General features: G+C 61.3%; 24 protein-coding genes. 8 read left to right on the top strand and 16 right to left on the bottom strand.

Features of this window, described 5'->3' with window-relative positions; all coding sequences use genetic code 11:
- The first annotated feature begins 52 nt into the window (after positions 1–52).
- The 4 genes from ACYP2Q_RS04450 (at position 53) to ACYP2Q_RS04435 (ending at position 3,026) form a co-directional block, all read left to right on the top strand.
- Complete coding sequence (locus ACYP2Q_RS04450; protein WP_459729486.1) at positions 53–361, top strand: hypothetical protein; 309 nt, start codon at positions 53–55, stop codon at positions 359–361.
- On the top strand, positions 289–1,182 hold the full coding sequence (locus ACYP2Q_RS04445; RefSeq protein WP_459729479.1) for a helix-turn-helix transcriptional regulator: 894 nt from the start codon (positions 289–291) through the stop codon (positions 1,180–1,182). Before ACYP2Q_RS04450 ends, ACYP2Q_RS04445 begins: the two co-directional genes overlap by 73 nt.
- A 608-nt stretch (positions 1,183–1,790) precedes the next feature.
- Positions 1,791–2,372, top strand: coding sequence for a hypothetical protein (locus ACYP2Q_RS04440; RefSeq protein WP_459729373.1), 582 nt, complete (start codon positions 1,791–1,793; stop codon positions 2,370–2,372).
- 273 nt (positions 2,373–2,645) lie between these two features.
- Positions 2,646–3,026 (top strand): hypothetical protein, encoded by a 381-nt coding sequence (locus tag ACYP2Q_RS04435; RefSeq protein WP_459729372.1) that lies wholly within the window; start codon positions 2,646–2,648, stop codon positions 3,024–3,026.
- A 50-nt stretch (positions 3,027–3,076) separates the two neighbouring features.
- On the opposite strand, the gene ACYP2Q_RS04430 is transcribed toward ACYP2Q_RS04435, so the two are convergent.
- The 5 genes from ACYP2Q_RS04430 to ACYP2Q_RS04410 form a co-directional block, all read right to left on the bottom strand.
- The gene (locus tag ACYP2Q_RS04430; protein WP_274076857.1) at positions 3,077–4,507 is read right to left on the bottom strand and encodes a sigma-54-dependent transcriptional regulator; all 1,431 of its coding nucleotides are present in this window, start codon (positions 4,505–4,507) and stop codon (positions 3,077–3,079) included.
- A complete protein-coding gene (locus tag ACYP2Q_RS04425) occupies positions 4,476–5,957 on the bottom strand; it encodes a sensor histidine kinase (RefSeq protein WP_459729371.1) in 1,482 nt (493 codons plus the stop codon). Before ACYP2Q_RS04425 ends, ACYP2Q_RS04430 begins: the two co-directional genes overlap by 32 nt.
- 101 nt (positions 5,958–6,058) lie before the next feature.
- Positions 6,059–7,144, bottom strand: coding sequence for an SCO family protein (locus ACYP2Q_RS04420; protein WP_459729370.1), 1,086 nt, complete (start codon positions 7,142–7,144; stop codon positions 6,059–6,061).
- 17 nt (positions 7,145–7,161) lie between these two features.
- Positions 7,162–9,969, bottom strand: a complete 2,808-nt coding sequence (locus tag ACYP2Q_RS04415) for a multicopper oxidase domain-containing protein (protein ID WP_459729369.1) — start codon at positions 9,967–9,969, stop codon at positions 7,162–7,164.
- Positions 9,970–10,155: 186 nt separating this feature from the next.
- The gene (locus ACYP2Q_RS04410) at positions 10,156–11,604 is read right to left on the bottom strand and encodes a sensor histidine kinase (RefSeq protein ID WP_459729368.1); all 1,449 of its coding nucleotides are present in this window, start codon (positions 11,602–11,604) and stop codon (positions 10,156–10,158) included.
- A gap of 290 nt (positions 11,605–11,894) precedes the next feature.
- Here ACYP2Q_RS04410 and ACYP2Q_RS04405 point away from each other — a divergent pair, with 290 nt between their 5' ends.
- The 4 genes from ACYP2Q_RS04405 to ACYP2Q_RS04390 are packed head-to-tail and all read left to right on the top strand — an operon-like array spanning position 11,895 to position 17,530.
- Positions 11,895–13,241, top strand: coding sequence for a hypothetical protein (locus tag ACYP2Q_RS04405; RefSeq protein ID WP_459729367.1), 1,347 nt, complete (start codon positions 11,895–11,897; stop codon positions 13,239–13,241).
- Between the two features lie 35 nt (positions 13,242–13,276).
- A complete protein-coding gene (locus ACYP2Q_RS04400) occupies positions 13,277–15,526 on the top strand; it encodes an Ig-like domain-containing protein (RefSeq protein WP_459729366.1) in 2,250 nt (749 codons plus the stop codon).
- Between the two features lie 60 nt (positions 15,527–15,586).
- Entirely contained in the window at positions 15,587–16,048 is a 462-nt protein-coding gene (locus ACYP2Q_RS04395; protein ID WP_459729365.1) for a curlin, read from the top strand.
- Between the two features lie 27 nt (positions 16,049–16,075).
- Positions 16,076–17,530 (top strand): curlin, encoded by a 1,455-nt coding sequence (locus ACYP2Q_RS04390; protein WP_459729364.1) that lies wholly within the window; start codon positions 16,076–16,078, stop codon positions 17,528–17,530.
- 110 nt (positions 17,531–17,640) lie between these two features.
- On the opposite strand, the gene ACYP2Q_RS04385 is transcribed toward ACYP2Q_RS04390, so the two are convergent.
- The 11 genes from ACYP2Q_RS04385 to ACYP2Q_RS04335 all read right to left on the bottom strand — a co-directional run bounded on the left by ACYP2Q_RS04385 (position 17,641) and on the right by ACYP2Q_RS04335 (position 25,826).
- Positions 17,641–18,717 (bottom strand): RHS repeat-associated core domain-containing protein, encoded by a 1,077-nt coding sequence (locus ACYP2Q_RS04385; protein ID WP_459729363.1) that lies wholly within the window; start codon positions 18,715–18,717, stop codon positions 17,641–17,643.
- 607 nt (positions 18,718–19,324) lie between these two features.
- Positions 19,325–20,197 carry a CsgG/HfaB family protein gene (locus ACYP2Q_RS04380; RefSeq protein WP_459729362.1) on the bottom strand — a complete coding sequence of 291 codons (873 nt, stop codon included), beginning with the start codon at positions 20,195–20,197 and terminating at the stop codon, positions 19,325–19,327.
- A gap of 30 nt (positions 20,198–20,227) precedes the next feature.
- Positions 20,228–20,647, bottom strand: a complete 420-nt coding sequence (locus ACYP2Q_RS04375) for a curli assembly protein CsgF (protein ID WP_459729361.1) — start codon at positions 20,645–20,647, stop codon at positions 20,228–20,230.
- Positions 20,644–21,033: a curli production assembly/transport protein CsgE gene (gene csgE / locus ACYP2Q_RS04370; protein ID WP_459729360.1), complete on the bottom strand. Its 390-nt coding sequence runs from the start codon at positions 21,031–21,033 to the stop codon at positions 20,644–20,646. The genes ACYP2Q_RS04375 and csgE overlap by 4 nt, the downstream gene beginning before the upstream one ends.
- A complete protein-coding gene (locus ACYP2Q_RS04365; protein WP_459729359.1) occupies positions 21,030–21,569 on the bottom strand; it encodes a type II secretion system protein in 540 nt (179 codons plus the stop codon). Before ACYP2Q_RS04365 ends, csgE begins: the two co-directional genes overlap by 4 nt.
- Positions 21,544–21,918, bottom strand: coding sequence for a type II secretion system protein (locus ACYP2Q_RS04360; RefSeq protein ID WP_008054599.1), 375 nt, complete (start codon positions 21,916–21,918; stop codon positions 21,544–21,546). Before ACYP2Q_RS04360 ends, ACYP2Q_RS04365 begins: the two co-directional genes overlap by 26 nt.
- A 4-nt stretch (positions 21,919–21,922) precedes the next feature.
- Complete coding sequence (locus ACYP2Q_RS04355; RefSeq protein WP_046815448.1) at positions 21,923–22,396, bottom strand: type II secretion system protein; 474 nt, start codon at positions 22,394–22,396, stop codon at positions 21,923–21,925.
- A gap of 2 nt (positions 22,397–22,398) precedes the next feature.
- Positions 22,399–24,231 (bottom strand): secretin N-terminal domain-containing protein, encoded by a 1,833-nt coding sequence (locus ACYP2Q_RS04350; protein WP_459729358.1) that lies wholly within the window; start codon positions 24,229–24,231, stop codon positions 22,399–22,401.
- Entirely contained in the window at positions 24,228–24,746 is a 519-nt protein-coding gene (locus ACYP2Q_RS04345) for a hypothetical protein (protein WP_459729357.1), read from the bottom strand. The genes ACYP2Q_RS04350 and ACYP2Q_RS04345 overlap by 4 nt, the downstream gene beginning before the upstream one ends.
- Positions 24,746–25,294 carry a GspMb/PilO family protein gene (locus ACYP2Q_RS04340; protein ID WP_459729356.1) on the bottom strand — a complete coding sequence of 183 codons (549 nt, stop codon included), beginning with the start codon at positions 25,292–25,294 and terminating at the stop codon, positions 24,746–24,748. Before ACYP2Q_RS04340 ends, ACYP2Q_RS04345 begins: the two co-directional genes overlap by 1 nt.
- Positions 25,281–25,826, bottom strand: a complete 546-nt coding sequence (locus ACYP2Q_RS04335) for a pilus assembly protein (RefSeq protein ID WP_459729355.1) — start codon at positions 25,824–25,826, stop codon at positions 25,281–25,283. Before ACYP2Q_RS04335 ends, ACYP2Q_RS04340 begins: the two co-directional genes overlap by 14 nt.

The following is a 25,826-nucleotide window of genomic DNA, read 5'->3' as shown; positions in this document are numbered from 1 at the left end:
CCGCCCTACCCTCGAGGCTGGTCTAACCATAACGATAAAAAACGGAGACGCCATGCCTCGTTTCACTTTGAGCCCCCACGGCCTGTTGGCCTGCCTGATCACCGCCTGCCTGGCGCAATCGGTTTACGCCGCCGATGCACCTGTGGCGGCCAGCGCGCAAACCGCGGCCAGCAACAGCGCCGTGCTGCAACAACTGCCCTTCAGCGATCGCATCGATTACGAGTCGGTCGGCAAGGGCTTGATCGCGCCGTTCAAGGGCCAGGTCAAGGATGCGTCCGGCAAGGTCATCTGGGACGGGTTCCGCTGTTCCTGTCGCGGCGCTTCTGGGCGTTTGCGCTGGAACAGACCGGCGACCCGCTGATCGGCCTGGCGGCCGGCCGACGCTTCGTGTCCACCGCCACCAACGGCCTGACTTACCTGTTCGACGTCGCGGCGTCCCTGGACAGCGCCTGTCAATACTTCGAGCGGTTCTTTCCGTTTTTCAACGGGCATTTCCAGGCACAGGTGGTACGCGACAAGGACGCGGTCGAACTGCGCCTGCTCGATGGCGGCAGCGTCAAGGCCTGTGCGTCGATTGCCGACTACATCCTCATCAGCCTGTGCAGCATGCTGCGCCGAAAATTCCTCGCCAGCGGCCTGGCGCGTGATCCGATCCTCGCGATCTGCCTGGTCGGCGCCTGTCCAGCCAACCCCCAGGATCACGAGCAGGCGTTCCGGGTACCGGTACGCTGGAGGATGGCGCAGCATGCGATTCACCTTGATCCTCAACTGTTCGTCACCGCGCTCACCCCCGGCAATCATGAGTTGGAACAGACCCTCGTGGAGTTGCTGGAGCAAACCCGGCGCAACAGTGAGCCGACCCTGCTCGAGCAGGTCAGCGACTATGTGATCGCCGACCTGGCCGGCGCCCATTGGCAGCAGTTCTGCACAAGCCAGCACATGCTTGAGCGCACCGCGGCACGGCGCCTGAAGTCCCTGGGCTGGAGTTTTTCCGAGTTGCTGGACGAGTACCGCCGCTGCCGCGCCGAAGATTTTTTACAAGAGGCGGACCTGGAGCTGGTCGAGATTTCCGACCGCTTGGGCTACAGCGACGTGCAGAGCTTCAACCGGGCGTGCTTGCGGTGGCTGGGGTGTGCGCCGGGGGTCTATCGCGGGCGGCTGGAGTCGTGTCGCAATTACTGAACATGGCTAGCAAAAGATCAAAAATCCGCTATTACGTTAGTAGCCACTTCATTCATTGCAGAACGTCACAGGTACGCCCCACGATGCGAAATCCACTTAAGCATTCGAGCGTTCGGTCTGGTTTTTTACTAGGTGTCATTGCAATGGGGCTGACCGCTTGCAGCAGCGACGAGAACTACAGGGCACCGACTAAAGAAATCACTCGCCCCCCTATCGATGACAGCGAGACGTCGTCTGTGCGCGTCACGACTAGCTGGCTACAACACTCACTTAACCAGGCTGGCTGTCTGCAGCACGCCAGGGCGGCCCTTGCAAAAGCGAGATATTTTGTTGAAGCAGGAGAAAGATCAGTCTATGGGTTGCGAGAAGGTATGACTTTTTCGATTCGCTGCGACTATGAAGGCGTTGCCTTTTTTGCAGTGGCTTACCGTCACAGGCCAAGTACTCAAACCCAGGATCGGATCTTGAATGAAATCACCCGGTTATTTTAGTGCCTACAGGCAACAGGTGCAGGGGCTCGCCCACTTCAAAACAGGCAACTGCCAATAGCCGGGCCACTTTCCACTGCTATGCTGACAAGACCTGTTTCTGCACTTGAGACGAGCAGCATGGCAGCACAAGGGAAGCCTTCCCCGTTCACGTTCACGGTCATGGTCTGCTCGGCCGGAATTTTCCTTGTCGCCTGGGCTGCCATGAAGCTGCTCGACACTCACTTCGACCTGACGTTGCTGGCCGATACCACGCAATGGCTGCAAGGCTTTTGGGACTGGCTTGGGCTGGAAACGCCAATGCCGAACTGGTCGCTGCTGATGATTATCGCGATGTTGATCAGCATGCTGTCCGTCGCGATTTACTACGCCCGCATCACGGATGGAGCTTACGTTGAGTTACACGAGTTAGAGCGCAAAGTTTACAAAAAGAACAACCCTCAGTTCCCACGATTGACAGATGACCAAACGCTATTGATGGAAGCGTTGGCCTATCACGCGAGCTTTAGAAAAATTGCAAACTTGAGCTCGGTTTGCAAACTTGTCTCACTCAACACGTCAGAAGTTGAAGCCGGTCTAAAACAACTCCAGGTCAAGGGTCTTGTGAGGCAAAAAGTGACTCGGGGTACGTTCGGCACCACCACTTTTGAACTGACCCTGGCAGGTAAGGATTATGCGTTGGAGCGGCTTGAGTTGACGTAGTACAGGGCATCGGCAAATAAAACCTCCCCCTTTCTCGAACTTTCTCGCATGGTCGTCAACGATGACGCGGGCAAGTTGGAGGAACGGGCGCGTGCCAGGGCGCCATCTTGCACGCTCCGGCATTCGCGGTTGAATCGAGTGGCTGACGGCAAACGCCCCCATCACCGCCGTGTTGCGCTGTTGTAAACCACGCACCACCGACGCTCGCCCGCGGGAACGCTATAGTTAATGACCTTGGGGAAACGCGCGAAAACCGATGCCGCAGGTGCTGCCATGAACACAACCGTATCCACGCTATTACTTGCCCTGTGCCTGGCTGCCAGCAGCGCCCAGGCGGACGACAGTGCGATGCAAACCGAAGAATCGAGCAGTGAATTCAACTACTACGGTGCCGATCAGCCCTTTGCTCATCCGGTGCCTCCGACCCTGAGCACCGTGCCGCCGGGATCCTACATACCGACATCGCCCCAGTCCTTCACCCCGGTGTCGAGCCAGCACGTATTCACAGATTCCCGGTTGCCGACGGTGGCCGATACCACCGTGCGCGTGTTCATCCGCACCTATGACGTCGAACACGGCGTCTACGTGAACCAGGAGGTCCTCGACCCGACGTGCATGTTGGCGTGCCTCAGCGGTCAGAACCCGGCCTTGTAGCCAAGGCGGCTGTTGCGTGCCGCTGCAACTTCAAGCTTGCAACTGCTCCTCTACCACTGGCGCTTGTCCGGACGCGCCAGCCCGAGCTTCTCGATCCGGTAGCGCAGCATGTCGCGGCTCAGGCCTAAAAGCCGAGCGGACTTGGTGACGTTCCAGTCAGTCTTGTCGAGCATCTTGCGCACCATGTCGCGCTCCACTTCCGGCAGGTTCATCGACTCATTGCCGTTATAGGCCGCACGGGGTTCGCTCGGTGGCAGCTCATGGGTAAACATCGCCGGTTCGTCCACCAGGCTCAGGCAGACGTTCAACTGGTGGGCGGCAATGGTGTCGTGTTGCGCCAGCAAGACGGTCTGCTCGAGCATGTTGCGCAGTTCGCGCACGTTGCCCGGCCAGGTGTAGTTGAGCAGCAGTTCTTCGGCCTGTTCGCTGAAACGCAGGTGCGGCTTGCCGTAGCGTTTGCCATGGGTGGCTAGAAAGTGCCGGGCCAGCAGCAGGATGTCTTCGCCCCGGGCATACAGGCGCGGCACCTTGATCGAAATGATGCGCAGGCGGAAGAACAGGTCGCGGCGGAACTTGCCCTGCTGGACCATTTGCTCGAGGTTGCAATTGGTGGCGCTGATCACCCGCAAATCGACCTTGCGCTCTTTCACCGAACCGACCCGGCGGATGGTCCGGTCTTCCAGCAGTTTGAGCAGCTTGGCCTGCAGAATCAGGTCCATTTCGCCGATTTCATCGAGAAACAGCGTGCCGCCGTCGGCCGCTTCCACCAGCCCCAGGCGACGGTCCTTGGCATCGGTGAAGGCGCCCTTTTCGTGGCCGAACAGCTCCGATTCCACCAGGTTGGAAGGAATCGAGGCGCAGTTGAACTCGATGAACGGCCCCTTGCTGCGCGGACCGTCGAAATGCAGCGCCCGCGCCACCAGTTCCTTGCCAGTGCCGGTCTCGCCTTCCACCAGCACCGGCGGCAAATCGGTGTTGGCCATGCGCCGCTCAGCGTCGAGCAACTGGGCGATGGTGCCCTTGAGGTAGACCATCGGTGCCGATTCGCCAATCAATGCCTGCACCCCGGACTTCTGCGCTTCGCGTTCCTGATAGAACGACAATGTGCGCTCCATCCGGTCGGTGGCCAGGGCCTTGTCCAGCAACAGCTTGAGCTCCGGCAGCGCCACCGGTTTGGTCACGTAGTGGAACGCGCCCTCTTTCATCGCCACCACGGCATCTTCGACGTTGCCGTAGCCAGTCATCATGATCACTTTCAGATCCGGCGCGCTGATGCGCAGCTTCTGGATCAGGTCGTGTCCACTCATGCCCGGCAATGAGTTGTCGGTCAGCACCACATCCGGAAGAAAGGTGCTCAACTGCGAGAGTGCGTCTTCGGCCGAGTGGCAGACGGTCACTTCGAAGTCCTTGCGCTCCAGGTAAGTCTGGATATTCTCGGCGAGCAGCTCATCATCCTCGACCAGCAGTATGCTGTGCTCCATATTCCCCTCCCGTTGCCACTTTGAAATTGAGACAGACGCGGGTTCCTTCCTGCTCTTGGCTGGTCAGTTCGACCGAGCCTTCGAAGCGCTCCATTATTCTTTTGACCAGGGCCAGGCCAACGCCCAGCCCTCCCTGTTTGGTGGTGAAGAACGGCTTGAAGACCATTTGCTGTTGCTGCTTGGTCATGCCCTTGCCAGTGTCATTGAGAATCATGCACACCTGATCGGCTGCCGGTGTTTCAATTTCGATACTCAGCACGCCGCCCTTGGGCATGGCTTCCAGGGCATTGGCGAACAGACTATTGAGAATCTGCGTGAGCAACACCTGTTGGCTGACGACCGGTGGAACTGCGGTGGGCGAGAAGCGCACCTCGACGTTCGAACGCTGGATCTGTGGGGCGAAGGCGCTCAAGGTGTCGTCGATAGCCAGCACCAGGTCGACGGGTTCAAAGTCGTCGTTGACCGGGCGCAAGGACACCAGCAACTCACGGACCCAGCGCGACATGCGATCGACCTGACCGATGATGTCGCCGATGTTCTTCTGCGCGGGCTGGCTGGCGATTTCCTGGGCCATCTCGGCGCTGGAGCGTATATTGGCCAGCGGATTGCGCAGGCTGTGGGCGACCGCCGAGGACATTTCCCCCAGGGCGACGAAGGTTTCGTTGGCCACCAGCTGTTTCTGCTGGCTTTGCAGCAACAGGGCCGCACGGCGCACGATCCAGAACAATCCCAGGTAGATCACCGCACCGCCGAGCAGGGTGGTCAGCCAGATCGCCTTGAACCCGCGCTGGATGCGCTCGACCAGGTCCGTCGGTTCCTTGTAGATCTCGACCATGGCAATCACTTTGCTTCTGTCGGCGTTGAACATCGGGATGTAGTTCTCGACGAACAGGTATTGCGGTTCACGCAGCAGGCGTTGCTCGGGGCGCTCCTCGTCGATCTCGTGGTAGCTGGTGGACACCGCTTCCTTCATTTCAAAGGACTCGTCCAGTTCATCGTCGTTTTCGATGCGCACACCGATCAGCTCGGGGTTGGTCGACCAGACCACCGTGCGGTCCTGGGCGTACACCGTGGCCAGCAGGATGTCCGGCAGGTGTTCGACATGATCGAGAAACTCGATGCGCGAAGCGGCCCGGGCTTGCGGGTCGACGCCGGGATAGGCCGTGTCGTTGCGCGGGTCGAGCATTTCGCCCATGGTGCGGTTCGGCGAAATCGCCGCATGACGAATTTCCGCCGCGCCGATGGCCTGAACGAATTGCGCAGTCAGCATGGAGTCGCGCTCGATGCTCTCCTCGACCACGAAGCGCGTGGAAATGTAGCCCAGTCCCAAGGCCACGCCGGCAATGATGAAAAAGCTCGCCAGGGAAAACCAGCGCACCAGGTTGAACGGCGGTCGCCAATCCTTGGCCTCTGCTGCCGGCGTATCCGGCTTTGATTCCAGTATCTGCATGGGATGTCCTGGTCGCTTGACACAAGCCATTTTCAGCCGCATTCCCGATCAGTGTAGGTGGCATTGACCGTCACTGGCTGCCCGATATAACTATTTCGCCACTATTGCACCCGGGCCTTGTCCGGTGCGGCGATGGCGTGCTGGTGTTGCGGTTCCTCGGCGCCGATGACCAGGGGTGTGAGCAACGGCTGCTGGCGTTCGGTTTCGTCCTGCAGGAACTCGATGATCGACTGCGCCGAGTGCTCATCCATGCGCAGGTTGGGCATCGGGATCTTGTCGAAGCGCTCGAACAATTCCATGGCGACCGGATCTTTCTCGGCCAGCATGCGGTCCGGCTCGCGGATCCAGCGGCTCAGCCAGGCCGGATCACGCTGGCGGGTCACGCCGACCAGGTCCGGGCCGATGCTGCGCATGCCGATGCCCTGCCCGTCCATCGGCCCCAGGCTGTGGCACGACGCACAACGGGTGCGGAACAATTCTTCGCCGTTGCTCGGCGGGCGGATCTCTGGTGCATTGGCATAGCTTTCGCCAATGCTCGGTTGTTTCCAGTTATGCAAGGTATTGGCCAATTGATCGGCCAGGATCCACGGGTTTTCGAAGGGCGAGGCTTTCATCCAGCGACCGGTTTGCTGGTTGCCGACGATCAGGCTCAGGTTGTGGTCCTTGCTGCGGCCATTGTCGACCCCTTCGATGAACAGCCCGAGTTTTTGCCGCAACTCGGTGACGTCGGCGAACTCGCCGGTGAGGAACTGCCAGCCCGGCCCGACCTGGAAGCGTTGCGCATAGGCCTTGAGCACGGCGGGCGTATCGCTCAAGGGATCGATGCTGATGGAGTAGAAGAAGATGTCCTTGCCGACCCGGTCGCCGAGCAGCTTCTGCACCTGGCGCAGGCGTGCGGTTTCCAGCGGGCAGGAGTCGCTGCACGAGGTGAAGATGAAATTGATCACCACCACCTTGCCCTTGATCAGGTCATCGAAAAAATGCACCTGCCGACCGTCCTGGTCGGTCAGCAGGGTGTTGGGGAAATAGTCGCCACCCCACGGGGTGGTGGAATCTTCAGCGGCGACCGGAGCGGGTGTCGACGGCACCTGATTGGCGACCAGCAACTGGCTGGCCAGCAACCCTGTCACCAATATCAGCACCAGATGCATGCCCAGTGCTTGCGAACGTGCGGTAGGCAACTTCATGTCGACACCCTCCCGTCTCATTGTTTGACCGTCACTTTTGGACCCAGGCCGTCGCCAGTACGGAAGGTTGGCAGCGCGGCGGAGTTCACGTAGCGCACACCGTCCCAGCTTGGCAAAGGCGTCGGCATCAACTGGAATTGCCCGGGCTTTTCAATGTCCCAACGCAGCAGCATGGAGTTGTCCTCGTGCTGGGTGTTGTGACAGTGCTCCATGTAGGTCCCGGCGAATTCACGGAAGTTGATCGCCATCTCGACACTGTCCAGGCCATCCTTTTCCGAGCCGATGCGGTACACGTCCTTGCGCGCCCATTTTTCCCATTCCGGTGGCGCCTTGCCGCCGCGGCTGAGGATGATCCCCTCCTCGAAGTGCACGTGCACCGGATGGCTCCAGCCCGTGCCGCCGGCCTTGATGTTCCACACCTCCAGGGTGCCGTAGCCGGCGACCCCGGCATCGGTGGGACCGCTGGCCAACTGGGTCGACGCGTTCAGGCGCCGAGGGTCCATGTGGAAGCCGAAGCCGCCATCGGTCTTGACTGTCCAGGGCGCTTCATCGGTGCCGTCGGAGCGGCCGAAGGTGAAGGTGCGATGGCGAGCCTTGGCCAACAGCGCCTTGTCGGCGGCGTTGTCGCGATGGATTTTCAACGGGATCATCACCAGGCCTTCAGCCTTGCCCGGCTTGGCCGGTTCGTAGGCTGCCGGGTCCATGGCCAGGTCCTGGCCGGTGTAAGGCTTGACGTTGAGTTGCAACACCTTGCCCACCGCCGGATCGCCCTTGTCCCACATCGGTCCCTTGCTGGTTTGCTTGATCACCGCCAGGTATTTCTCCGACAGCACGTCAGCCAGGGGGACGGGCTCTTTCGGCCCCTTGCCGTCGTCATGCACCAGCAGGTTGACGAAGAACAGCTTGTCCCCCGGCTTGATGCCGTTCTTGGCGAAGTTGACGATGATGTCGAAACGCTCGGCAATGCCCTGGGTCGGCAGGATGGCGTTGTGATTCTGTTTGTCGCCGTCTGCGTCGAGGTCCATGGTGCCGTCGAATGGCACGCTGTGTTCCATGATGTTGCCGTCGTTGGCAATCATGTGGAACGGCACACGGGCATAGGACACACCCGAACCCTTGGGCCCCTGGAACTCGCCGCTGGTGCCCTTGATTTCCCGCACCAGCGCCAGTTTGAAGTAGCGCGACACCGAGCCGTTGAGCATGCGGAAACGGTAGCTGCGGGCCCGCACGTCCAAGGTCGGTTTCCACTGCCAGTTGACCAGCACCTGGTCGCCGAGGAAGCCGTCGGTGTTGAACGGGTTGAACCACAGCTGGCCATTGCCGTCCCAGGCCTTGTCGGCGAACACCAGGTTGACGTCATAGTCACGGTTGCCCCACGGCAAGGCGCTGCCGCTGGGGAAACGCAGGTTGACGCCGTCGTTCACCGACTCGTTGCCGCGGTCCAGGGCGCTGTAGTAGTTCATCATCGCCGCGTTGCCCTTGTAGACGTTCTGCGCGGTGAAATCGAGCATGTGGTCGTGGAACCAGTGGGTGCTCATGGTTTCGCGCCAGTCGCCGCGGATCTTGATCGTGCCGTTCTCGCAGGTCTTGCGGCTCGGGCTCATGTCGTTGGTCCACAGGGTTTCGCCTGGCGAACAAGGGAACGCTGCGCGCGGATCATGGGCGTCGGTGTTGATGCTGTCGTAGCCGGCCAATTGGATCGGCCAGCGATAGTCGTAGTACTGCCCGGGGAAGAAAAACGCGTTGGCATAACCGTCGCTTTCCGCGGGCGCGTGGCCATTGTGTTCGTGGGTACTGATGGTGTGCAGGCCAAAACCCATGTTGGCCGAGGGGTCGATCGGCAAGCCGTTGTAGTGGCGCATCAGCAGTGGTTGGCCGTAGCGGACCATCAGCAGCTTGGGCGGCAGGGTGCCGTCGAAGGTCCAGACCGAGTTGTGGTTCTGCACCGGCATATTCGGGTGAAAGCGTGGGTCGACACCCTTGGACGTACCGTCCGTTGCCGCTACGCCGGCGACGTTGTGATACAGGCCACCGGGGCCGAACTCGCCCACGGCATAGCCGTGCATCTGCCGGGCGTCACGCAAGCCACCGTTGATCCGCGCGCCGGTCTGCACGGTCTTGTAGGCGTTTTGCGGATAGAACTCGTTCCAGCGCTGATGGGACCAGCCCTTTCCTGGCGGACGACCTTCGGCGGATGAGCCGATATGCCGGTTGAGAAAGTACTCGATCTGCGCCTGCCACGGGTTGCGATCCACCACGTTGGCGTACTGGCTGGGGAACGGGGTCAGCCCCGGCTGGCGCAGGAAGGCATCCAGTGCCGGTCCCGGCGGAGCGCTGCGGGCCGCGCTGTTGGGGTCTTGCGCCGGTAACGGGCCAATGGCCGCCGCGGGAAACGGCAAGGGCGCCGCCGGCGTGGTGGGGTCGAGTTTTTCCGGGCCGAATTCTTCGAACAGCAGCAGTTGCTGGGTGAACGGCTGGGCGTTGTACAGCGGGCTCGGCTTGCCATTGGTGGGGTAGTTGAAGCTGGTTTGCACCGCAGGCGGCAGAGCGTTTTCCACCCGCTCGGTGTCGCGTGAGCCCTTGACCCCGTCGGGCAGGTCGAAGGAATCCTCGTTGGCGTCCGGCATGGTCAGGATGGCGTTCAGCGCCCCTGCCTTGTCTTCAGGTTCATCGTAATAGGCAGAGGGATCAGTCGGCTCTGGCTGTCGCTCATCGTCTATGGGGCTGGCGCGCAAGGTCCCTGTGCTGAGTGAAATCGTCAAAGCGACGCTCAAGGGCGTCAACAGACCAAACCATTTGAAGGGATACCGCGCTTTTATGTCCATCACCAGCCGCCTCGAATATGGGAAGGGGGTGATGGGGGTTTTGCAAGGAGTCAGCCAAAATTGTAACTGTTTTATACAAAGGTATTAACACACAGCAAAACAATGGCTTATCAACATCAATGTGCCATGACCGGGAAAAACGACTGGGGAATGGCACCCGCTAGCGGGGAAAGTTCACACCCATTTTCAGGGAATCCGACTGAAGGTCAGGCTGACGCGGGTGCCCTCGCCCTCGCGGCTTTCCAGGGCCACCGTCCCGCCAAAGCGTTCCATGATGCGCTTGACCAGCACCAGCCCGACACCCAGCCCGCCGTGCTTGGTGGTGAAAAACGGACGGAACGCCATGCGCCGCTGCTCCTCGGTCATGCCTTTGCCGGTATCGCTGACCACTACCCGGACACTCATGGCGTCGATGGGCGCCATGGTGATGCCCAGGGTCCCGCCTTCGTCCATGGCCTCCAGGGCGTTGGCCAGCAAACTGTTGAGGATCTGCGTCAGCTGCACCTGCTGGCTCTGCACCATCGGCGTGCCTATAGGTTCGAACAGCACATTGACCCGGGCCTTGACGATCTGCTGCTCGAAAGCCGTGAGGCTGTCGTACAGCGCCGCCACCAGGTTGACCGCTTCGACGTCGTCATTGAGCGGTCGAAGGGACTGCAGCAACTCGCGAACCCACTTTGACATGCGATCGACCTGGCCGATGATGTCGTTGATGTTCTTGTGCGCCGGGCCCGTGTCGAACTCCAGCGCCAGCTCGGCGCTCGAGCGAATGGTCGCCAGGGGATTGCGCAGGCTGTGGGCAACGGCCGACGACATCTCGCCCAGGGCGACGAAGGTTTCGTTGGTGATCAGTTGCTTCTGTTGCGTCGCCAGCAGGATCGCCGCCCGCCGCACGATCCAGTACAACCCCAGGTAGATCAGGCCGCCACCCAGGGCCGTGGCCAGCCATATCAGCACCAGTCCGCGCTCCATGCGGCTGATCAGGTCCTTGGGTTCCTTGTAGATCTCGACCATCGCCGTGACGTTCTTGCCTTCGGCATCGAACAGCGGAATGTAGTTTTCGATAAAGATGTATTCCGGCGGCGTGATGAACTTCTGTTCCATGCGCGCCTTGTCGACATCGTGATAACTGGCTGACACGGGGGTCTGCAAGGCGAAGGCCTGGTCCAGGTCTTCGTCGGCGTGAATGGTGGTGCCCATCAGGGCCGGGTTGGTCGACCAGATGATCATGCGGTCGGGGGCATAGATGTTGGCCAGGATCACATCCGGCAAATGTTCGATGTGGTCGAGGAATTCGCCCCGGGCGTTGGCGCGGGCCAGCGGGTCGACGTCGGGAAAGTCCCGGTCCTTGCGCGGGTCGAGCAGCTCGCCCATGGTCCGCACATTGGGAATCGACACATGGCGGACCTCGGCCGAGGCAATCGCCTGGATGAATTGCGAGGTCAGCAGGGCATCGCGCTGCACGCTTTCGGTAATCACGAATTTGGTCGACACCGAGCCCAGCGCCACCGCCACCGTGCCGATCACCGCCATGCTGATCAGCGAAAACCAGCGCAGCAGGTTGAACGGCTGTTTGCGTGAGCTCAAGCGAATTTCGCCCTGGTCGGACGCCAGTGTCTTTGCAAGCATGGTCATGGACAGTGTTCCCGCAAAACCCCTATAGGTTTATAGCGCACTACTAGCAATTTGCCCGACCTTGGGGCCTTCCCCTCCCCCGATTCCCCACTCCCCCCGCAGCCCCGATCTACCCCCAAAGATGGGGAAAGAGGCCCGCCCGGGTATTTGCCGTTCGACCATCGAGCACTGGGCAAACGCCTGCGTACCGGGGCCCGCACCGACTTTTTTGACGGTTGGCATGGGAGTTGCCGAAGACCAACCAACTGACCCATATCCAAGGGGCAGGTACTCTGATAGAGGGAATACTCATGCACCCTTTACTGTCCAAAACCGCGATCGCCCTGGTCGTGAGTGCTCTGGCCCAAGGCGCAGCCCAGGCCGCGCTGTTTGCTGTAGATCCCGGTCCCTACCCGCCAGCCACGGGTGGCTTCGCTTCCTGGTATCAGGACAGCCATGGCCGAACCCTTGACTTGTGCTTGACAAAAGCTGTCAGTTCCAGGGTTCCCGGTGCACCAGGTACACCGTCCTACATGTGCCTCCTGGGCGCCGTCCCCGGGGTTTTCGACGATACACAACCCATCGTTTTCCCGACCAATTTTCCCGATGAAGCGTTCTGGTTCACCGGCGACGGCTCCATCGTCGATGCGGCCCGGGGCATCGACCTGACCTTTGTCAGTGCCGTGGAAGCCGCCTTTGCCGCAGAAGAACCGAAAGAAGGCGACCAGGTCAGTTTTGGCCGTATCCGTATCCGCGTCGACGTGCCCACCGCCGGGGTCTACACCATCACTCACCCTTACGGAGTCGACATCTTCGACGTTCCCGCCGGTGGACGCCGTGCGATCAACATGACCCGGGACATCGGCATTGGCACGCCGAAAACCTATGACGGCGCGCTCAAGAGCGACATCGGTCCGTTCCTGCGCAGTGTCAACGGCCCCTACACCGAGACCAACCCGGTCACCGGTGCAGCCGAGCAATTCGTTGGCGACCCGAACCTGGAAGAAGCCTTCACCGGCAGCCCGTACAACACCAACTACATCCGTATCGAAGGGCCTAACGGCCTGGACTTGCGCACCACGGTGATGGCCATTTCCGGCAAGTTGTCGACAGTGACCCGCCCCACCCCGATCATCGCCGAGCGCAGCACGTACTCGCGCAAAGCCGGTGATAGCGCACCGGTGTCGCAGCAGGACGTGTTCGTGTTGGCCCCACCGCCGCCGGCCACCGTGACCCTCGATAGCAACAGCCCGGTGCTGAACCTGACCGAGGCCGACACCACCGGCCACTGGTATGCCCAGTCCGCCACCAACCCGACGTTGCCGAGCAACCTGGCGGTGACCGCTGACAACCACCTGGCCATTGCCACCAGCACACCAACCTCCTTGTCCATGCCGCTGAGCGACCTGGTGGTGATCTCACGGGCCGAGTACAGCCTCAATAGCGCACAACTCACGATCGTGGCTTCGACCAGCGATGAAACATCGCCACCGGTCCTCACCGCCACCTCCGGCACCGGTGTCGCCATCGGCGCACTCAGTGGCGACGGCGCGGTGAAAACCCTGTCGACCAACATCTCGCCGATTCCGCCGGCCAAGGTTCGGGTGACGTCAGCCAATGGCGGCAGCGACACCGAAGAAGTGGTCATCGTGCAATGAACGCTCTCATGCCCAGATCCGCATCAGGAGGCATCATGAACAAGTGGCCACGCTTCGCGCTCAACGCGCTAGGGCTGACGCTCTCGCTGTCCGGCAGCGCATTCGCGCAACTCGGTGCCGTCGACCCCGGCCCCTACACCTTTGCCACGGGGAAATTCCCCATGTGGTACCAGGACACCAGTCTGCTGTCGCTGGAACTGTGCCAGTCGCGGGCGACCAGCACCCGTGCACCCGGCGCTCCTGGCGCGCCAGCCTACATGTGCATCCTCAATCCCGAACCCGGGGTTTTCGACGATACCCTGCCGATGGTATTCCCGGATAACTGGCCACCGGAGGCATTCTGGTTCCTCGCCGAGACCAGCATCAACGATGTCGCCGGCTATGGCGTGGACGCCTACGTGGCCGGGATCGAAGCGGCGTTCGCCGCGGAAAACCCTGTCGACGGCGACCAGGCCAGCTTCGCGCGGATTCGCCTGCGGGTGAACGTGCCGGTCGCCGGGACCTACATCATCACCCACCCGTACGGCGTGGAAACGGTCAACGTCACCGCACCGGGGCGGCGGGCAATCAATATCACCCGCGACATCGGCATCGGCGCACCGGGCAACTTCAGCGGCGCGCTCAATGGTGAGGTCGGCCCCTTCCTGCAAAGTGTCAACGGACCCTACACCGAAGTGAACCCGGATACTGGCGCCATCGAGACGTTCGTAGGCGATCCGAACCTCACCGAGCCGGTCAAAGGCAGCCCCAACAACACCAACTTCCTGCGCATCCAGGGCCCGCCCGGGACTATCCAGACCAACCTGTTCACCGTGTCCGGCAAAGTCCTCGACAACCGTGCGCAAACCCCTGTGGAGATCGGCCGCGCCACTTACCGCCGCACTTCTACAGGTCCGGGCACCAGCAGTACCCGGGTGGAAGTGTTCGGCAAGTCGGCGAACAATTCGAGCCTGTGCTTCCGCGAAACCGTGGCCCTGGTTCCCGGACCACCGCAGACGCCATGCCTGACCACCATGGTCGGCAACAACACCGGCCAGTTCTTCGGCCACCGCCTGACCGGCAGCACCGTACCGCCGGTGGTGGTGGTCACCGCGACCGACCCGACGAGCACCACCCGGCCGACGGCAGCCTCCAGCAAAGTCACCGACGTGGTGAAAGTCCAGACCGCTCGCTACAGCTGGAGCAACCACAGCCTGCTGATCGAAGCCACCTCCTCTGACGAAGTGGTGGTGCCGGACATGGTTGCCCAAGGCTACGGACGGCTGACCAAGTCGGGCACCCTGCAACGCCTGACCGTCGCCGACCTGACGCAGCCACCGGCCACCGTGACGATCAAATCGGCTGCGGGCGGTACCGATACCGAGCCAGTCGTCGTGGTCGGCACAGCACCCGACACCGGCGAAAACAAGGCGCCGATCGCCGTCGCCGACAGCGGCAGCACCAGCTTCGGGGTGCCGATCACCCTCAGCCTGCTGACCAACGACAGCGACCCGGATGGCAACACGCCGCTGAGCATCACCGCGCTGACCCAGCCAGCCGCTGGCCAGGGCACCGTGGCATTGAGCGGAACGACGGCCGTCGTCTATACCCCACCTGCGGTAGTCACCGTACCGCTGACCACGACCTTCACCTACAAGGCACAAGACGTCAAAGGCCTGGCCTCGACCGCCGCGGCGACCGTGACCATCACCGTAGCGCCTAACCAGCCTCCGGTGGCTACCGCCGATGCCGTCTCCACGCTGGGTGTGGCGATTCCAATCAGTGTGCTGGCCAACGATAACGATCCGGAAAACAACGTACCGCTGGCGGTCAACAGCTTCACCCAACCACCGGCAGGTCGCGGCACCGTCAGCAGTAACGGCACAGTCCTGACCTACACCCCTCCGGCCACGATAACCACGGCCTTCACCACGACCTTCACCTACTTCGCCCGGGACAGCTTCGGTGCCGTGTCGGTGGCCCCGGCCACGGTGACAGTGCAAGTCTCGCCACGGCCTGCTGCGGAAACCTTCGCGGTCACAGCTGCAACCGTGACAGCGCGGTCCAACAACCGCTTCAACTGGGACATCAGTGGTACGTCATCGGTGACCACCGGCAACACCATCACCGTCCAGGTCACCACCCCGACCGGGCCGGTAACCCTGGGTAGCACCACGGTGCCGTTGACCGGGCGCTGGAGGCTGACGGTGAGCAACAGCACAACGGTGATTCCGTCGGCGAACCCGACAGCCACCATCACCTCGTCCCAAGGCACTGTACGCACGGTGCAGGTCATCGCGAACTGAGCCCTCGCCCCATCGGCCAGGCTGGCTGATGGGGCAAGCCTCTAACGAAAGGACAACGCCATGAAAACGCCGACCGCCGCCCTGCTCTGCCTGCTTCTGCTCTGCAGCAGCACGGGTGTGCGTGCCGACGACTTGATGGAGAACGACGACCTGGCGCCCGGCGCCGATCTCGGCGAGCTGCCACCCCCCGTGGGCCAGCAAGCCCTGATCGACCAGAACGGCCAGGCCAACGTCGCGCTGTTGCAACAGAACGGCCAGTCGCTGCTCGGCCAGATCGTGCAGTCGGGCAGCAATCAGGAAGCCTACATCCTGCAGCAAGGCAGCGACCTGATGGCCTTGATCAACCAGCAAGGTTCCGGCAACGCCGCGTCCATTACCCAAACCGGCAGCCACAACCGCGCGCAGATATCTCAAAACGGCAACAACAACGACGCCAGCATTGTCCAGGCCGGCACGGGTCAGCAAAGCGCTGTGACCCAGGCAGGAAATGGAATGAGCGTATCGGTCACCCAATATCGCTAAAGCACTGCACCACCTGGAGGTTTCATCATGTTCAAATTGACGCCCCTCACCGCCGCCATCCTGGTCATCGTCAGTGCCCAAGCATTGGCCGACGACAGCGTGTCGACCCAAAACCAGTTCGGTGACACCAACATCGCCGATGTGAAGCAGATTTCGGCACCGTCCAGCTCCGCCACCCAGAACCAGTCGGGTGCGGGCAACGATGCGGCCGCCGTGCAGGACACCGCCACCAGCACCATCGAGCAGAGCCAGTCCGGCAATTACAACGCCGGCTACGCCGAGCAACTGTTCGAGAACAACAGCACCATCATCCAGAACCAGGCCGGTGACACCAACACCAGCCATGCCAGCCAGTCGATCGGGGTCGGCGGTGGCCAGATCCTGCAACTACAGGAAGGCACCGGAAACTTCTCGTTCATCTACCAGGACAGCCAGGAAAATACCTCCGGCAAAAGTTACCAATATGGCGACAACAACGAAGCCAACATCGAACAGATCCAGCTGGGCACGGCCAACAATGCGGTGATCATCCAGTACGGCACCGCCAACTACGCTACCGCCGAACAGATCAATCACATGAACGGCCAGATCGACATCACCCAGTCCGGCGGCAACAACTATGCCTACGGCGACCAGCGCTACGGCGATGGCGGCAACCTGACCATCAACCAGTACGGCGACGGCAACGGCAGCGAAGTCTGGCAGGACACCCAGGTCGCCAGCAAAACCACCATCGACCAGAACGGGCAGACCAACGAAACCATCGTCGACCAGAGCTTCGGCGACCACAACGTGGCCCAGGTGATCCAGGTCGGCGACCTCAACGCGATCTATGCCGACCAGTTCGAGTCCCTGGGCTCGACCGTGACCCTCAATCAACAGGGCATCGGCAACATCCACTACACCTACCAGACCGGCAGCGGCCAGGTGCTCAACGCCACATCCTCGGGTAACGACAACAAGGTCTACGCGAGCAACTGGAAAGGCCCGGTCACGCAAATGGGCGGCCAGTTCGGCAGCAACCAGCGCGCTACCGTCAACCAGAACGGCAACGGCAACGTCGCCAACTTCACCCAGAAAAACACCGGCCACATCATGACCACCAACCAGACCGGGTCCGGCAACAAGACCACGGTCACCCAGGCCGATTCCTACAACGAGCTGTACTTCGACCAGAACGGCACCGACAACATCCTCATCGCCGACCAGCGCGGCACCAACAACCTGACCCAGGGCAGCAGCACCGGCACCAACAACACCACCAACATCGACCAGGAAGGCACCGGCAACCAGGCGTTCACCACGCAGCTGTATGGCGAGGACAACATGATCACCATCAAGCAGGCCGACACCATGAACGTGGCGTATGTGACCCAGGGGGGGACTGGCAACATCACCAGCGTGAACCAGAGTGGGATGACCCAGACGGCGAACGTGCAGCAGTTTGGTACGGCGAACAGTGCGACTGTGATGCAGAAATAATCGCATGGGGTGAAAGAGCCGCGGCCCTTGAGGGAAGGTCGCGGTTTTTTTGCTTTATTGGAACTTGGCTGACTGGAATGTCGATGCGCGTTTCTGATGAAAGCGCTGAATTATCGAGATCTAAGTAGCGATGAAAGGTGATGTGCATGAAGCGAATTAAGTTTCTGCTCTTTTTCAATTCCATCAGGAAGACCTGCCTTTTTGACCTTGTCGGCAGCTCTCTGCCTGGCTTGTCCACTAAGCTGCTTTAGCGTTGCCGACCCCTTGATCGCCGGATGAAGTTCTTTAAATGCAGCGCTACCGACACCCCGTAAAGGCGCCACCGAATCGTGTGATATACGGCCAGATTCCAAAATGACCTGCCTGAATTCGTTTCGAGACGAACTCAGGGAGCTGTGAACCGGTTTTCCGCTTGCTTCATGAGACGCCAGGTAACTTTTTAAGTTACTCATTCCTGCCGCTGTCGAATGCTCTTTAAGCTGCCATGAAGTCTGAGCAAGACTGTCCATGTCAGCCCGACCTAAATATTGTGATATTTCTTGAAATGGATCAAAAGCAATGCCCTCAAGCGAATTTTTCGTGGGAACATTTCTCACTTCAGGCGTCGTTCCGAAACTAAAGAATTTTTTCACGCGTTCTAGAAAACCAAATCGAACGTGCCCCGTCGGGTCGGAAAAATTCACCGGATCGCCCAAGCAATATGCATATGAATTCAATCCACACTTCCCAAACGGACTCCAACTGTCCGGACTGTTAAACCGCATCAATACGGGATTAAACGCCCGATAGCCATTACCCAACAAATAGTGCCCAGTCACCGAGTCTGGTCGTTCGCCGTTGAAACCCAGCAAACTGAGCAGTCCGTTTTCAGGGTGGCGGTAGCCATAGGATGAATAGGCGATGGGGCGTCGTTGATCGTCTGGCTTGAGTGCATGGAGTACAGAGCGGTGCAGATCGGTGGCCAGCAGTGCGGTTTCGAACGCTTCGCCCTGGCACTCTTGTTGTGCCAACAGCAGTTCTTCGTGCTGGACAATGGAATGGTGCGATGTCCCTTGAATCTCGGTGGCCAAGCGACTGCTGCAGTAAAAGCGGTGAAGTGGGGACGCTAGCGGTTGGGTGTGGTTGATCAGACGATCCAGAGGGTCGTATCGATAGAGGCAGAGCAGATTTTGCTGGGGGAAAAACATGGGATGCTCCGAGCGTTCAAGGTCCGAGCGCTTGAGTATCTGTGATGACGCCAAGGTTGTGACCTGGCAGAACTGATAGTAGCAAAGCACCTGTAGCTGCCGAAGACTGCGATCAAGGAACCCGGCGCACCGAAGTGCCCCACGCACAGCCACCATAACGGGGTGACACTGGCGCGCCTTGAAATTGACCGAGCTGCTAGACCCGACCGCTGAATGTACAGCGGTGCGGCAACAATAAAGCCAGGGGATCAGGGCGCACAAGCCGGCGGATTCCGGCGTAGGTACAGGCAACGGCGCAAGGCAATGTAGCCTCGTATTTTTCCTACAGATGTTGCCTGGATCGGGCCTCGCTTTGGCTTTTGATCTTGCTTTTGATTCTCTTGCCACCTCGGGAGGCCGAATATAGGTTCTGCGCAGTGGGCCCTGTAGAAGCGAGCTTGCTCGCGAAAAACCTGAGTGCACCGCGGGGTGTCAGGCTCGCCGCGTCATCGTTGACCTCCATCGCGAGCAAGCTCGCTCCTACAGTGGATCGGGTACGGCCATGGGAGATGGGTCGGCTGTCAGGCCGCCATCGCTGGCAAGCCAGCTCCTACAAGGCCGCCCCGGTTCACTCGTCCGCCCCCTCGCCCTCCGGCACCACCCGATTCTGCGTCAGGTACCGATCCAGCGTCTCGTTCTGCGCAGGCTGGGAATTATCCCCCGCCACCTGCCACAAATGCCGCTCGATCCCCTGGGCCAGCATATGCCCCACCGCCGCTTCGATCGCCGACAACACACACAACTGCGCCGGTTCGTTGGTGGTGTAGCCCACTTCGGCCTCGAGCAGCTTCTTGAACTCGATGAACTTGAACACCCCGGCACTGCGGGCCACGGAGTAGATGGTCTTGCTGGTCATGACGTTGGACAGCACCTGCCCGCTGCGCACGTCCACCGCCCGCAGGTTCACCGTGACCTGATCGACGCGATACTCCCGGGAAATGTCGATGCCCAGGTAACGTGCCCCTTCCCCGCCGCTGCGTACGTTGGTGTCGTAGGCGATGATTCCGCCTTCGAGCATCATGTTCGCCGCTTGCAGTGGTGGCAGTTCAGCCTGGATGTTCACCGGGGTATTGGGTTTCTTTTGCGAGGCGCGGATGATCTTGCGTTCGGTCAACAGGTTCTGCAGCCCTTCGCGCTCGAGCACCACGAACCAGCCACTGGCCTGCAAGGCGTCCATCAGCATGCTCGCCGCACCCTGGGTGACGCTGGTGGAGAACGAGCTGGCCGGGGTTGGCTTGTATTGCCCGGTCTGGTCGCGGAAGCCGTAGACCACCGCCATCAAGCGGCCCTTGGGTCGTGGCATGTTGATCAAGTCGTAGTAAGTCGAGGCCCTTGGGGTCAGCGTCGGGGTTTTCGAGTCCTGCTCGGCCGGCATCGGCTCTTGCAGACTGCACCCTTGCAATGCCGCCAACATCAGCCCTAGCGCTATTATTTTTTTCATGTCCTTAACTCCCCATAAACCCGCATCCCCTCAAGGGGCCAGGCCATTGACCTGGATTTCCGAAACTTCACCCGTGGCCCGGTCGGTCACGTTGATCGTCAAGGCACCGGAGTCGTCGACCACGTCGACGATAAAAGCGTCCGTGGACAGGCTCCCCGTGTTGCCGGTGGAGATGTTGTCCAGCAGTTGCCCGAGCAGTCGCGATTGCAACTGGGCGCTGAAGCGCTCCAGGGCCGAGGTCCCGGCCGCCGAGGTGCGATCCTTCAAGTCGGGATCGTCGTAGTCGTTCTGCGCCTGGGCGTTGTTGAGCAGCCAGGTGCCGTTCAACGGGTTGCCGCCGAACGATGGGTTGATGGGCGTGTAGACCAGTTCCGTGCCCTGGGCCAGGGCGCAGGCGCCCAGGCCGAGCAAGCATCCACCGGCGCGCTGCAAAAACGTTTTCGCTTTCATAGTTCGTCCCTCTCAAGGTCCGTGGTGTCCTGCAACAAGGCTTCCAGCTTGCGCTGGACAATCTGCCCGCGTACCCAGTCGGCGGCGGCATAGGCCTCGTCCTTGAGCTCCACGGTGTTCGGCGGCAGGAAGCGCCGGTAAACCAGTCGTTGTTGATATTCCACGGTCACCAGGCTGCCCCAGCGAGCCGAAGGTCGTTCGCGTACCACCAGGTTGAAATCCATCGGGCTGGTGGCGCGCAGGCGTTCACTGAACGAGTAGTAAAAGTCGTGGCCGATGTGCGAGATCGTGTCGTCGACGATGAAGCCGAGCATTTCGTCCTCTTCACCGGCCCAGGTCAAAGAGGCGCTCAGCACCAGGATCAAGGCCAGGCAGAAGCGCTTCATGGCTGCAACGCCTGGGGTGCTGTGGACTGGCCTTTGGCCGGGCCCGAGGTGCCATCAAGGAAGGCTTTCTCGGCCACGAACTGCCAGTCCTTGTAGCTGGCCATGCCGTTGAAGTCAGACCACTGGTTGGGAAAATCCGCCTGTTTCAGGGGCGTGTCCGTGGACGGGCTGCTGATGCCGGTGATGCGTCCGTCGAAGCCGCGCATCAGGAACCATTCGCCGCCGCCGATCGGGTCCGGGTAGAGCTGGCGGATATGATGTTTGGCATTTGGAAAGCGCTCGTCCTGCAACAGGTCGGCGAGTTCTTTCGGGTACTGGGCCAGGCCTGGCGAACTGCGGTAATAGCTGCGCAATGCCTGGGCGTACTGGGTGCCGACCCACAGCAACTGGCGTTCGCGGTCACGGCGCGAGGCGGTGGACCACAGCTCGCCGGCACTGGCCAGGCCCATGCCCATCACCATGATCAGAAACAGCACACCCAGGTAGGTGAAGCCCTCTTCTGATGCAGGCTTACCACTCGGAATAAAGGCTGCCATCACGGGCCCTCCCTGTGGCACCACTCTTGATATCGGCGACACCGCCGGCCACGCCGTCAGGCGGTGCAACCATGACCCAGGCGTCCTTGCGTTCGGCGATCGGGTCCATTGGCGGATTGCGCAGATATCTCTGTTCAACAAGCTGCTCGATTGAATCGGGATAACGTCCGGTGTCGCCGTAGTAGTGGTCCAGGGCTTCGCGCATCGCCGACAGGCTCTGGCGCAGCGTGGTCTCCTTGGAGGCCTCCAGGCTGTTGAAATAGCGTGGCAAGGCGATGGTCATCAGGGTCGCGATGATTGCCATGACCACCATCAGTTCCAGCAGGGTAAAACCCTTTTCCCGACGCATATGCTCACCACTCCCGGTAGGCGATGCCGTTGAGCCCCTTGCCGCGGGCCTTGGAGTAAACGTCAAAGACGTCCTCGCCTTCCCGCGGGTTCTGAGCCGTACTGTCGTAGGAGCGCACGCCCCAGCCACCTTCGTCGTCGCGCTTGACCGGTGCCAGCGGGTCATGGGGCACGCGCCGCAGGAAGTAGAACTTGGCACCCTTGGCACTGCGCACATCGCGCACGCCTTCCACCAGCACCTGCAGGTTCGGCGGGTAGCCGCTGCTGTTGAGCGACTTCTCGATGTAACCGGCGTCAAACGCACGCTTGTAGGCGTCGATGGCATCGCGGATCTGGTACAGCGCGGTGCGCAGTTCCTGCTCTTTGCCCCGGCGCACCACGGTCTCGGTCAGCGGCGCGGCCATGCCGGCCAGCAGGCCGATCAAGGACAGCGTCACCACGACTTCGATCAGGGTAAAACCGCGTTGCGAGGCGTTCATGATCAAGGCTTCCCGACGGTAACGGTGGTCGCGATCGGTGCGCTCATGCCATTGGCCTTGACCTCTTCGACTTCGACCTTCGAACGATCCGGCGCCTGGATGTGCATGCTGGTTTCGGTGCCGGTGGTGAACTCCATGTCCGACGGGCTCTGGTACGGCAGGTTGCGCACGATCCGCGGGGTGATCGACAGCACCAGTTCGGATTTGCTGACGTCGTCCTTGTTGCTGCCGAACAACCGCCCCAGGCCAGGAATGTCGCCAAGGCCGGGGATCTTGTTGCCGGTGCTGCCATGGTCGTTGCGCATCAGGCCAGCCAGGATCTGGGTTTCGCCGTCATGCAGGCGCAGGGTGGTCTGCGCGTTGCGGGTATCGACCTGGACCGGAATCGTGCCCTGGCGGGTCGGTTCCAGGGGCGTGGCGTTACTCACTTCCAGGGCCACCTTGATCGCCACTTCGTTGTTCAGGTGCACGGTGGGCTGCACTTCCAGTTTCAGACCGACATCGAGGTAAGTCACGCTTTCGGTGATCACCGGTCCCTGGGTCGACGGCACCGACGTGGCGCTGATGATCGGTACGCGCTGGCCGATGTGGATGCGCGCCTGCTCGCGGTTGCTGACGCGGATGACCGGGCTGGCCAGGGTGTTGATGTCCTTGTCCTGGGCATTGATCTTGGCTTGTGGCGAAGGCGAGATCGTGATGCGGCTGGAGTTGATGCCCTTGAGTTGATCGAGAATGGTCACCGCCGAGCCGTCGCTGTTGACCACGCCGAAGGTGTTCGGCCATTGCAGGCCAAGGTCGAGGATGCGCTGGGTGGCGACTTCCATCACTTCCACTTCCAGCACCACTTCGGGGTTGGACTGATCCTGCGATTGCAGGAGTTTTTCCGCCATGCGCACGGCGTCGCCGGTGTCGCGCATGGTCAGGGTGTTGAGGCGTTCGTCGACGAACACGTCGCGGGTCTTGAGCATGGTCTTGACCATGTTCAGCGCGGTGTTGGCATCGATGCTGGTCAGGTAGAAGGTGCGCATCACCAGCTCCTGGTAATCCTTGAGTTTTTGCGGCGAGTCCGGGTAGATCAGCAGGGTGTTTTCGTTCACCACTTTCTGGTGCAGCTGGTTCTGTTGCAGCAGCAGTTCCACGGCGTCTTCGATGCGCACGTCACGCACGAAGATGGTGGCTTTCATGTCCGGGCGCAGGTCCTTGTCGAAGATGAAGTTCAAGCCGGCGACCTGGGACAGCACTTCGAAGATGGTTTTCAGGTTGGCGTCGCGAAATTCCAGGGTCACCGGCTTGTCCAGGCGGGTGCGCAGTTGCGGATAGGCCACCACGTTGCGGCTCTGTACCAGGCGGATATTGCCTTGCAGCTCCAGGGCGCCTTCGTTGTTCGGGTCCAGTTCGAGAATCTGTTTGACCTGACGCTCGGCGCCGTAGATGTCGCCGCGGCGCAGGTCGCCGCGGGCCAGTTCGAGTTTCTCGTCGAGGCTGCGCATGTGTTCGAGCTGACGCATGGCGTCCTGGGCGCGACGGTTGTTCGGCTCGATGGTCAACACCCGGCCGTAGCCCATGCGGGCCGAAGCGAAATCGCGCTGGGTGCGGTCCATGTCGGCCTGGGTCAGCAGCGCCGTGACGGCCCGGGCGCGGGTGCTGTTGAGAGCAATGTGCAGTTCGGTGTCGCGAGGGTTTTCCCGCAGGCCCTCCTCGATCCGGGCCAGGCCGGCTTCGTACTGCCCCTGCTCGATCAGCTCGGAGGCTTCTTCCTTGGCGACCTGCGCCGAGCTGCAAGCAGCCAGCCCTGCGCAGAGACAGAGGCTCATCAGCAAACGGGATTTGTTCATTGCGCGCTCCCCACAGACAAAGTCTGGGACAAATGCAGAGGCAAATAGACCAGGCTCAGTTCCAGATCGGAAATCCCCTCGATCTTCCATGTTTCGTCGATCACATCCCCTTTACGCACGACGTAGATCTTTTCGCCGTTTTGCAAAAACACTTGCAGGTCGGTGCGGTCATCCATCCGCCCGATGAACTGGAAAGGCATCGGCGGTGCAGTGGGGACCTGCACCACCGGCGCGACGTTGACCGGTTGTTCGGTGACGCTGGCCAGGGTCGGCGCGGCCTTCCAGCTGCGCGCGACGAACAGGTCGCCCGCCGGGCTCAGGTCCTTGATCGCCACGGGCGCAGCGGCAGCTTGCGCGCCTGGCAACGCGCCACGGTTCTTGCCTTTGGCCGGGGTGGCCACGGCGGCACCTGCAAGGTCGCTGTCGTCGGCTGGCTTGAAGTAGTCGGGCAACCAGGTCAGCGCCGCGGCCACGCCGAGGAACGCCACCCAACCCATTGCGCGTTTGCTGTTCATCATGACCTCGACAGGTAAAGGGTCATGCGGATCCGGCCATTGAGGTCGGTGTCGGCGATCTTCTTGCGCGAAAGCTCCAGGTCTTCCACCACCACCGCCGGCAACTGGCCGAGCAAGGCGTGCATGAAGCGCCGCAGTTGCGGGTAGCTGCCCCGCACCGGCAACAGGATCTGATAGCGCGCCAGGTGGGTCTTGGGATCGATGCCCAGCGAGTACTCGCCCCGGGACAGGGTGATGCGTTCCTGGGCGGCCAGCGCATAGATCTTGTCGATGGCGACGGTGGCCTGGGGCTGGGTCGGCAGTTTGCTGCGGAAATCATCCAACTGGCGTTGCGGTACCACCGGGGCGGCGACCGAGCCCTCTTCGACCTTGGCCAGGTACTCGCTGGCTTCGCGGGTCTGCTGGCTCAGCTGCTGCAGCGCCTGCCAGTCCGGCAACAGGCCGAACAGCCCATAGCTCAGCGCGAGCACCAGCATGGCCAGCCCCGCCAGGCCAGGTACGCCCAGGCTTTGCAGGTATTCGTGGACGATCAATCTAGGGATTTGCATCGCCAATCTCCCAGGTAGCCGACAAGTTGAATTGCACCGGGTGTTCCGGCACGTTGGCGACGATTTCGTGGCTGAGCAACGACACGTCGGAGAGCTCGTCGCAGGCTTCGAGGCGGCGGTGGAAGTCGAGCATGGCGTCCAGGTCGCGCGCCTCGGCGCTGATCCGCACCTGGCCCTTGCGGGCATCCGGGGTCAGGGTGAGCAAGGCAATGTTGTCCCGGGGCATGGCTTCCAGGGTGGCGAACAGGCGCTCCCAAGGGCGGCGCAACTGCTGCGAGACCTTGCGCATCTCGGCCAGGTTCTGCGCCTGCTCGCGGGTTTCGGCCGGGGTCAGGCTGACCTTGCCGCCGGTGTCGCCGGTGAGCACCCGTTGGGTGGTTTGCAGATGGCCTTGTTGCTGTTCGGCCTCACCGCTCAGGTGTTGCGCAAACACCATGCAGGTCAGCGCCAGCACCACGCCACCGGCCAGCAGGCTCCAGCCCAGGAGGCTCGAGCGGCGGCGCGGCTGGAAGTCGAGCATCAGCGGGCGCAT

The sequence above is a fragment of the Pseudomonas sp. MHK4 genome, assembly GCF_054600775.1.
Note: the sequence above shows the minus strand (reverse complement) of the source record. Positions and strands in the feature narration are given on the sequence as shown.

Excerpts from the sequence above, each read along its gene's own strand:
- ACYP2Q_RS04450 (WP_459729486.1), top strand. The coding sequence starts at position 53 with ATGCCTCGTTTCACTTTGAGCCCCCACGGCCTGTTGGCCTGCCTGATC.
- ACYP2Q_RS04440 (WP_459729373.1), top strand. The coding sequence starts at position 1,791 with ATGGCAGCACAAGGGAAGCCTTCCCCGTTCACGTTCACGGTCATGGTC.
- ACYP2Q_RS04435 (WP_459729372.1), top strand. The coding sequence starts at position 2,646 with ATGAACACAACCGTATCCACGCTATTACTTGCCCTGTGCCTGGCTGCC.
- ACYP2Q_RS04430 (WP_274076857.1), bottom strand. The coding sequence starts at position 4,507 with ATGGAGCACAGCATACTGCTGGTCGAGGATGATGAGCTGCTCGCCGAG.
- ACYP2Q_RS04425 (WP_459729371.1), bottom strand. The coding sequence starts at position 5,957 with ATGCAGATACTGGAATCAAAGCCGGATACGCCGGCAGCAGAGGCCAAG.
- ACYP2Q_RS04420 (WP_459729370.1), bottom strand. The coding sequence starts at position 7,144 with ATGAAGTTGCCTACCGCACGTTCGCAAGCACTGGGCATGCATCTGGTG.
- ACYP2Q_RS04415 (WP_459729369.1), bottom strand. The coding sequence starts at position 9,969 with ATGGACATAAAAGCGCGGTATCCCTTCAAATGGTTTGGTCTGTTGACG.
- ACYP2Q_RS04410 (WP_459729368.1), bottom strand. The coding sequence starts at position 11,604 with ATGACCATGCTTGCAAAGACACTGGCGTCCGACCAGGGCGAAATTCGC.
- ACYP2Q_RS04405 (WP_459729367.1), top strand. The coding sequence starts at position 11,895 with ATGCACCCTTTACTGTCCAAAACCGCGATCGCCCTGGTCGTGAGTGCT.
- ACYP2Q_RS04400 (WP_459729366.1), top strand. The coding sequence starts at position 13,277 with ATGAACAAGTGGCCACGCTTCGCGCTCAACGCGCTAGGGCTGACGCTC.
- ACYP2Q_RS04395 (WP_459729365.1), top strand. The coding sequence starts at position 15,587 with ATGAAAACGCCGACCGCCGCCCTGCTCTGCCTGCTTCTGCTCTGCAGC.
- ACYP2Q_RS04390 (WP_459729364.1), top strand. The coding sequence starts at position 16,076 with ATGTTCAAATTGACGCCCCTCACCGCCGCCATCCTGGTCATCGTCAGT.
- ACYP2Q_RS04385 (WP_459729363.1), bottom strand. The coding sequence starts at position 18,717 with ATGTTTTTCCCCCAGCAAAATCTGCTCTGCCTCTATCGATACGACCCT.
- ACYP2Q_RS04380 (WP_459729362.1), bottom strand. The coding sequence starts at position 20,197 with ATGAAAAAAATAATAGCGCTAGGGCTGATGTTGGCGGCATTGCAAGGG.
- ACYP2Q_RS04375 (WP_459729361.1), bottom strand. The coding sequence starts at position 20,647 with ATGAAAGCGAAAACGTTTTTGCAGCGCGCCGGTGGATGCTTGCTCGGC.
- csgE (WP_459729360.1), bottom strand. The coding sequence starts at position 21,033 with ATGAAGCGCTTCTGCCTGGCCTTGATCCTGGTGCTGAGCGCCTCTTTG.
- ACYP2Q_RS04365 (WP_459729359.1), bottom strand. The coding sequence starts at position 21,569 with ATGGCAGCCTTTATTCCGAGTGGTAAGCCTGCATCAGAAGAGGGCTTC.
- ACYP2Q_RS04360 (WP_008054599.1), bottom strand. The coding sequence starts at position 21,918 with ATGCGTCGGGAAAAGGGTTTTACCCTGCTGGAACTGATGGTGGTCATG.
- ACYP2Q_RS04355 (WP_046815448.1), bottom strand. The coding sequence starts at position 22,396 with ATGAACGCCTCGCAACGCGGTTTTACCCTGATCGAAGTCGTGGTGACG.
- ACYP2Q_RS04350 (WP_459729358.1), bottom strand. The coding sequence starts at position 24,231 with ATGAACAAATCCCGTTTGCTGATGAGCCTCTGTCTCTGCGCAGGGCTG.
- ACYP2Q_RS04345 (WP_459729357.1), bottom strand. The coding sequence starts at position 24,746 with ATGAACAGCAAACGCGCAATGGGTTGGGTGGCGTTCCTCGGCGTGGCC.
- ACYP2Q_RS04340 (WP_459729356.1), bottom strand. The coding sequence starts at position 25,294 with ATGCAAATCCCTAGATTGATCGTCCACGAATACCTGCAAAGCCTGGGC.
- ACYP2Q_RS04335 (WP_459729355.1), bottom strand. The coding sequence starts at position 25,826 with ATGCGCCCGCTGATGCTCGACTTCCAGCCGCGCCGCCGCTCGAGCCTC.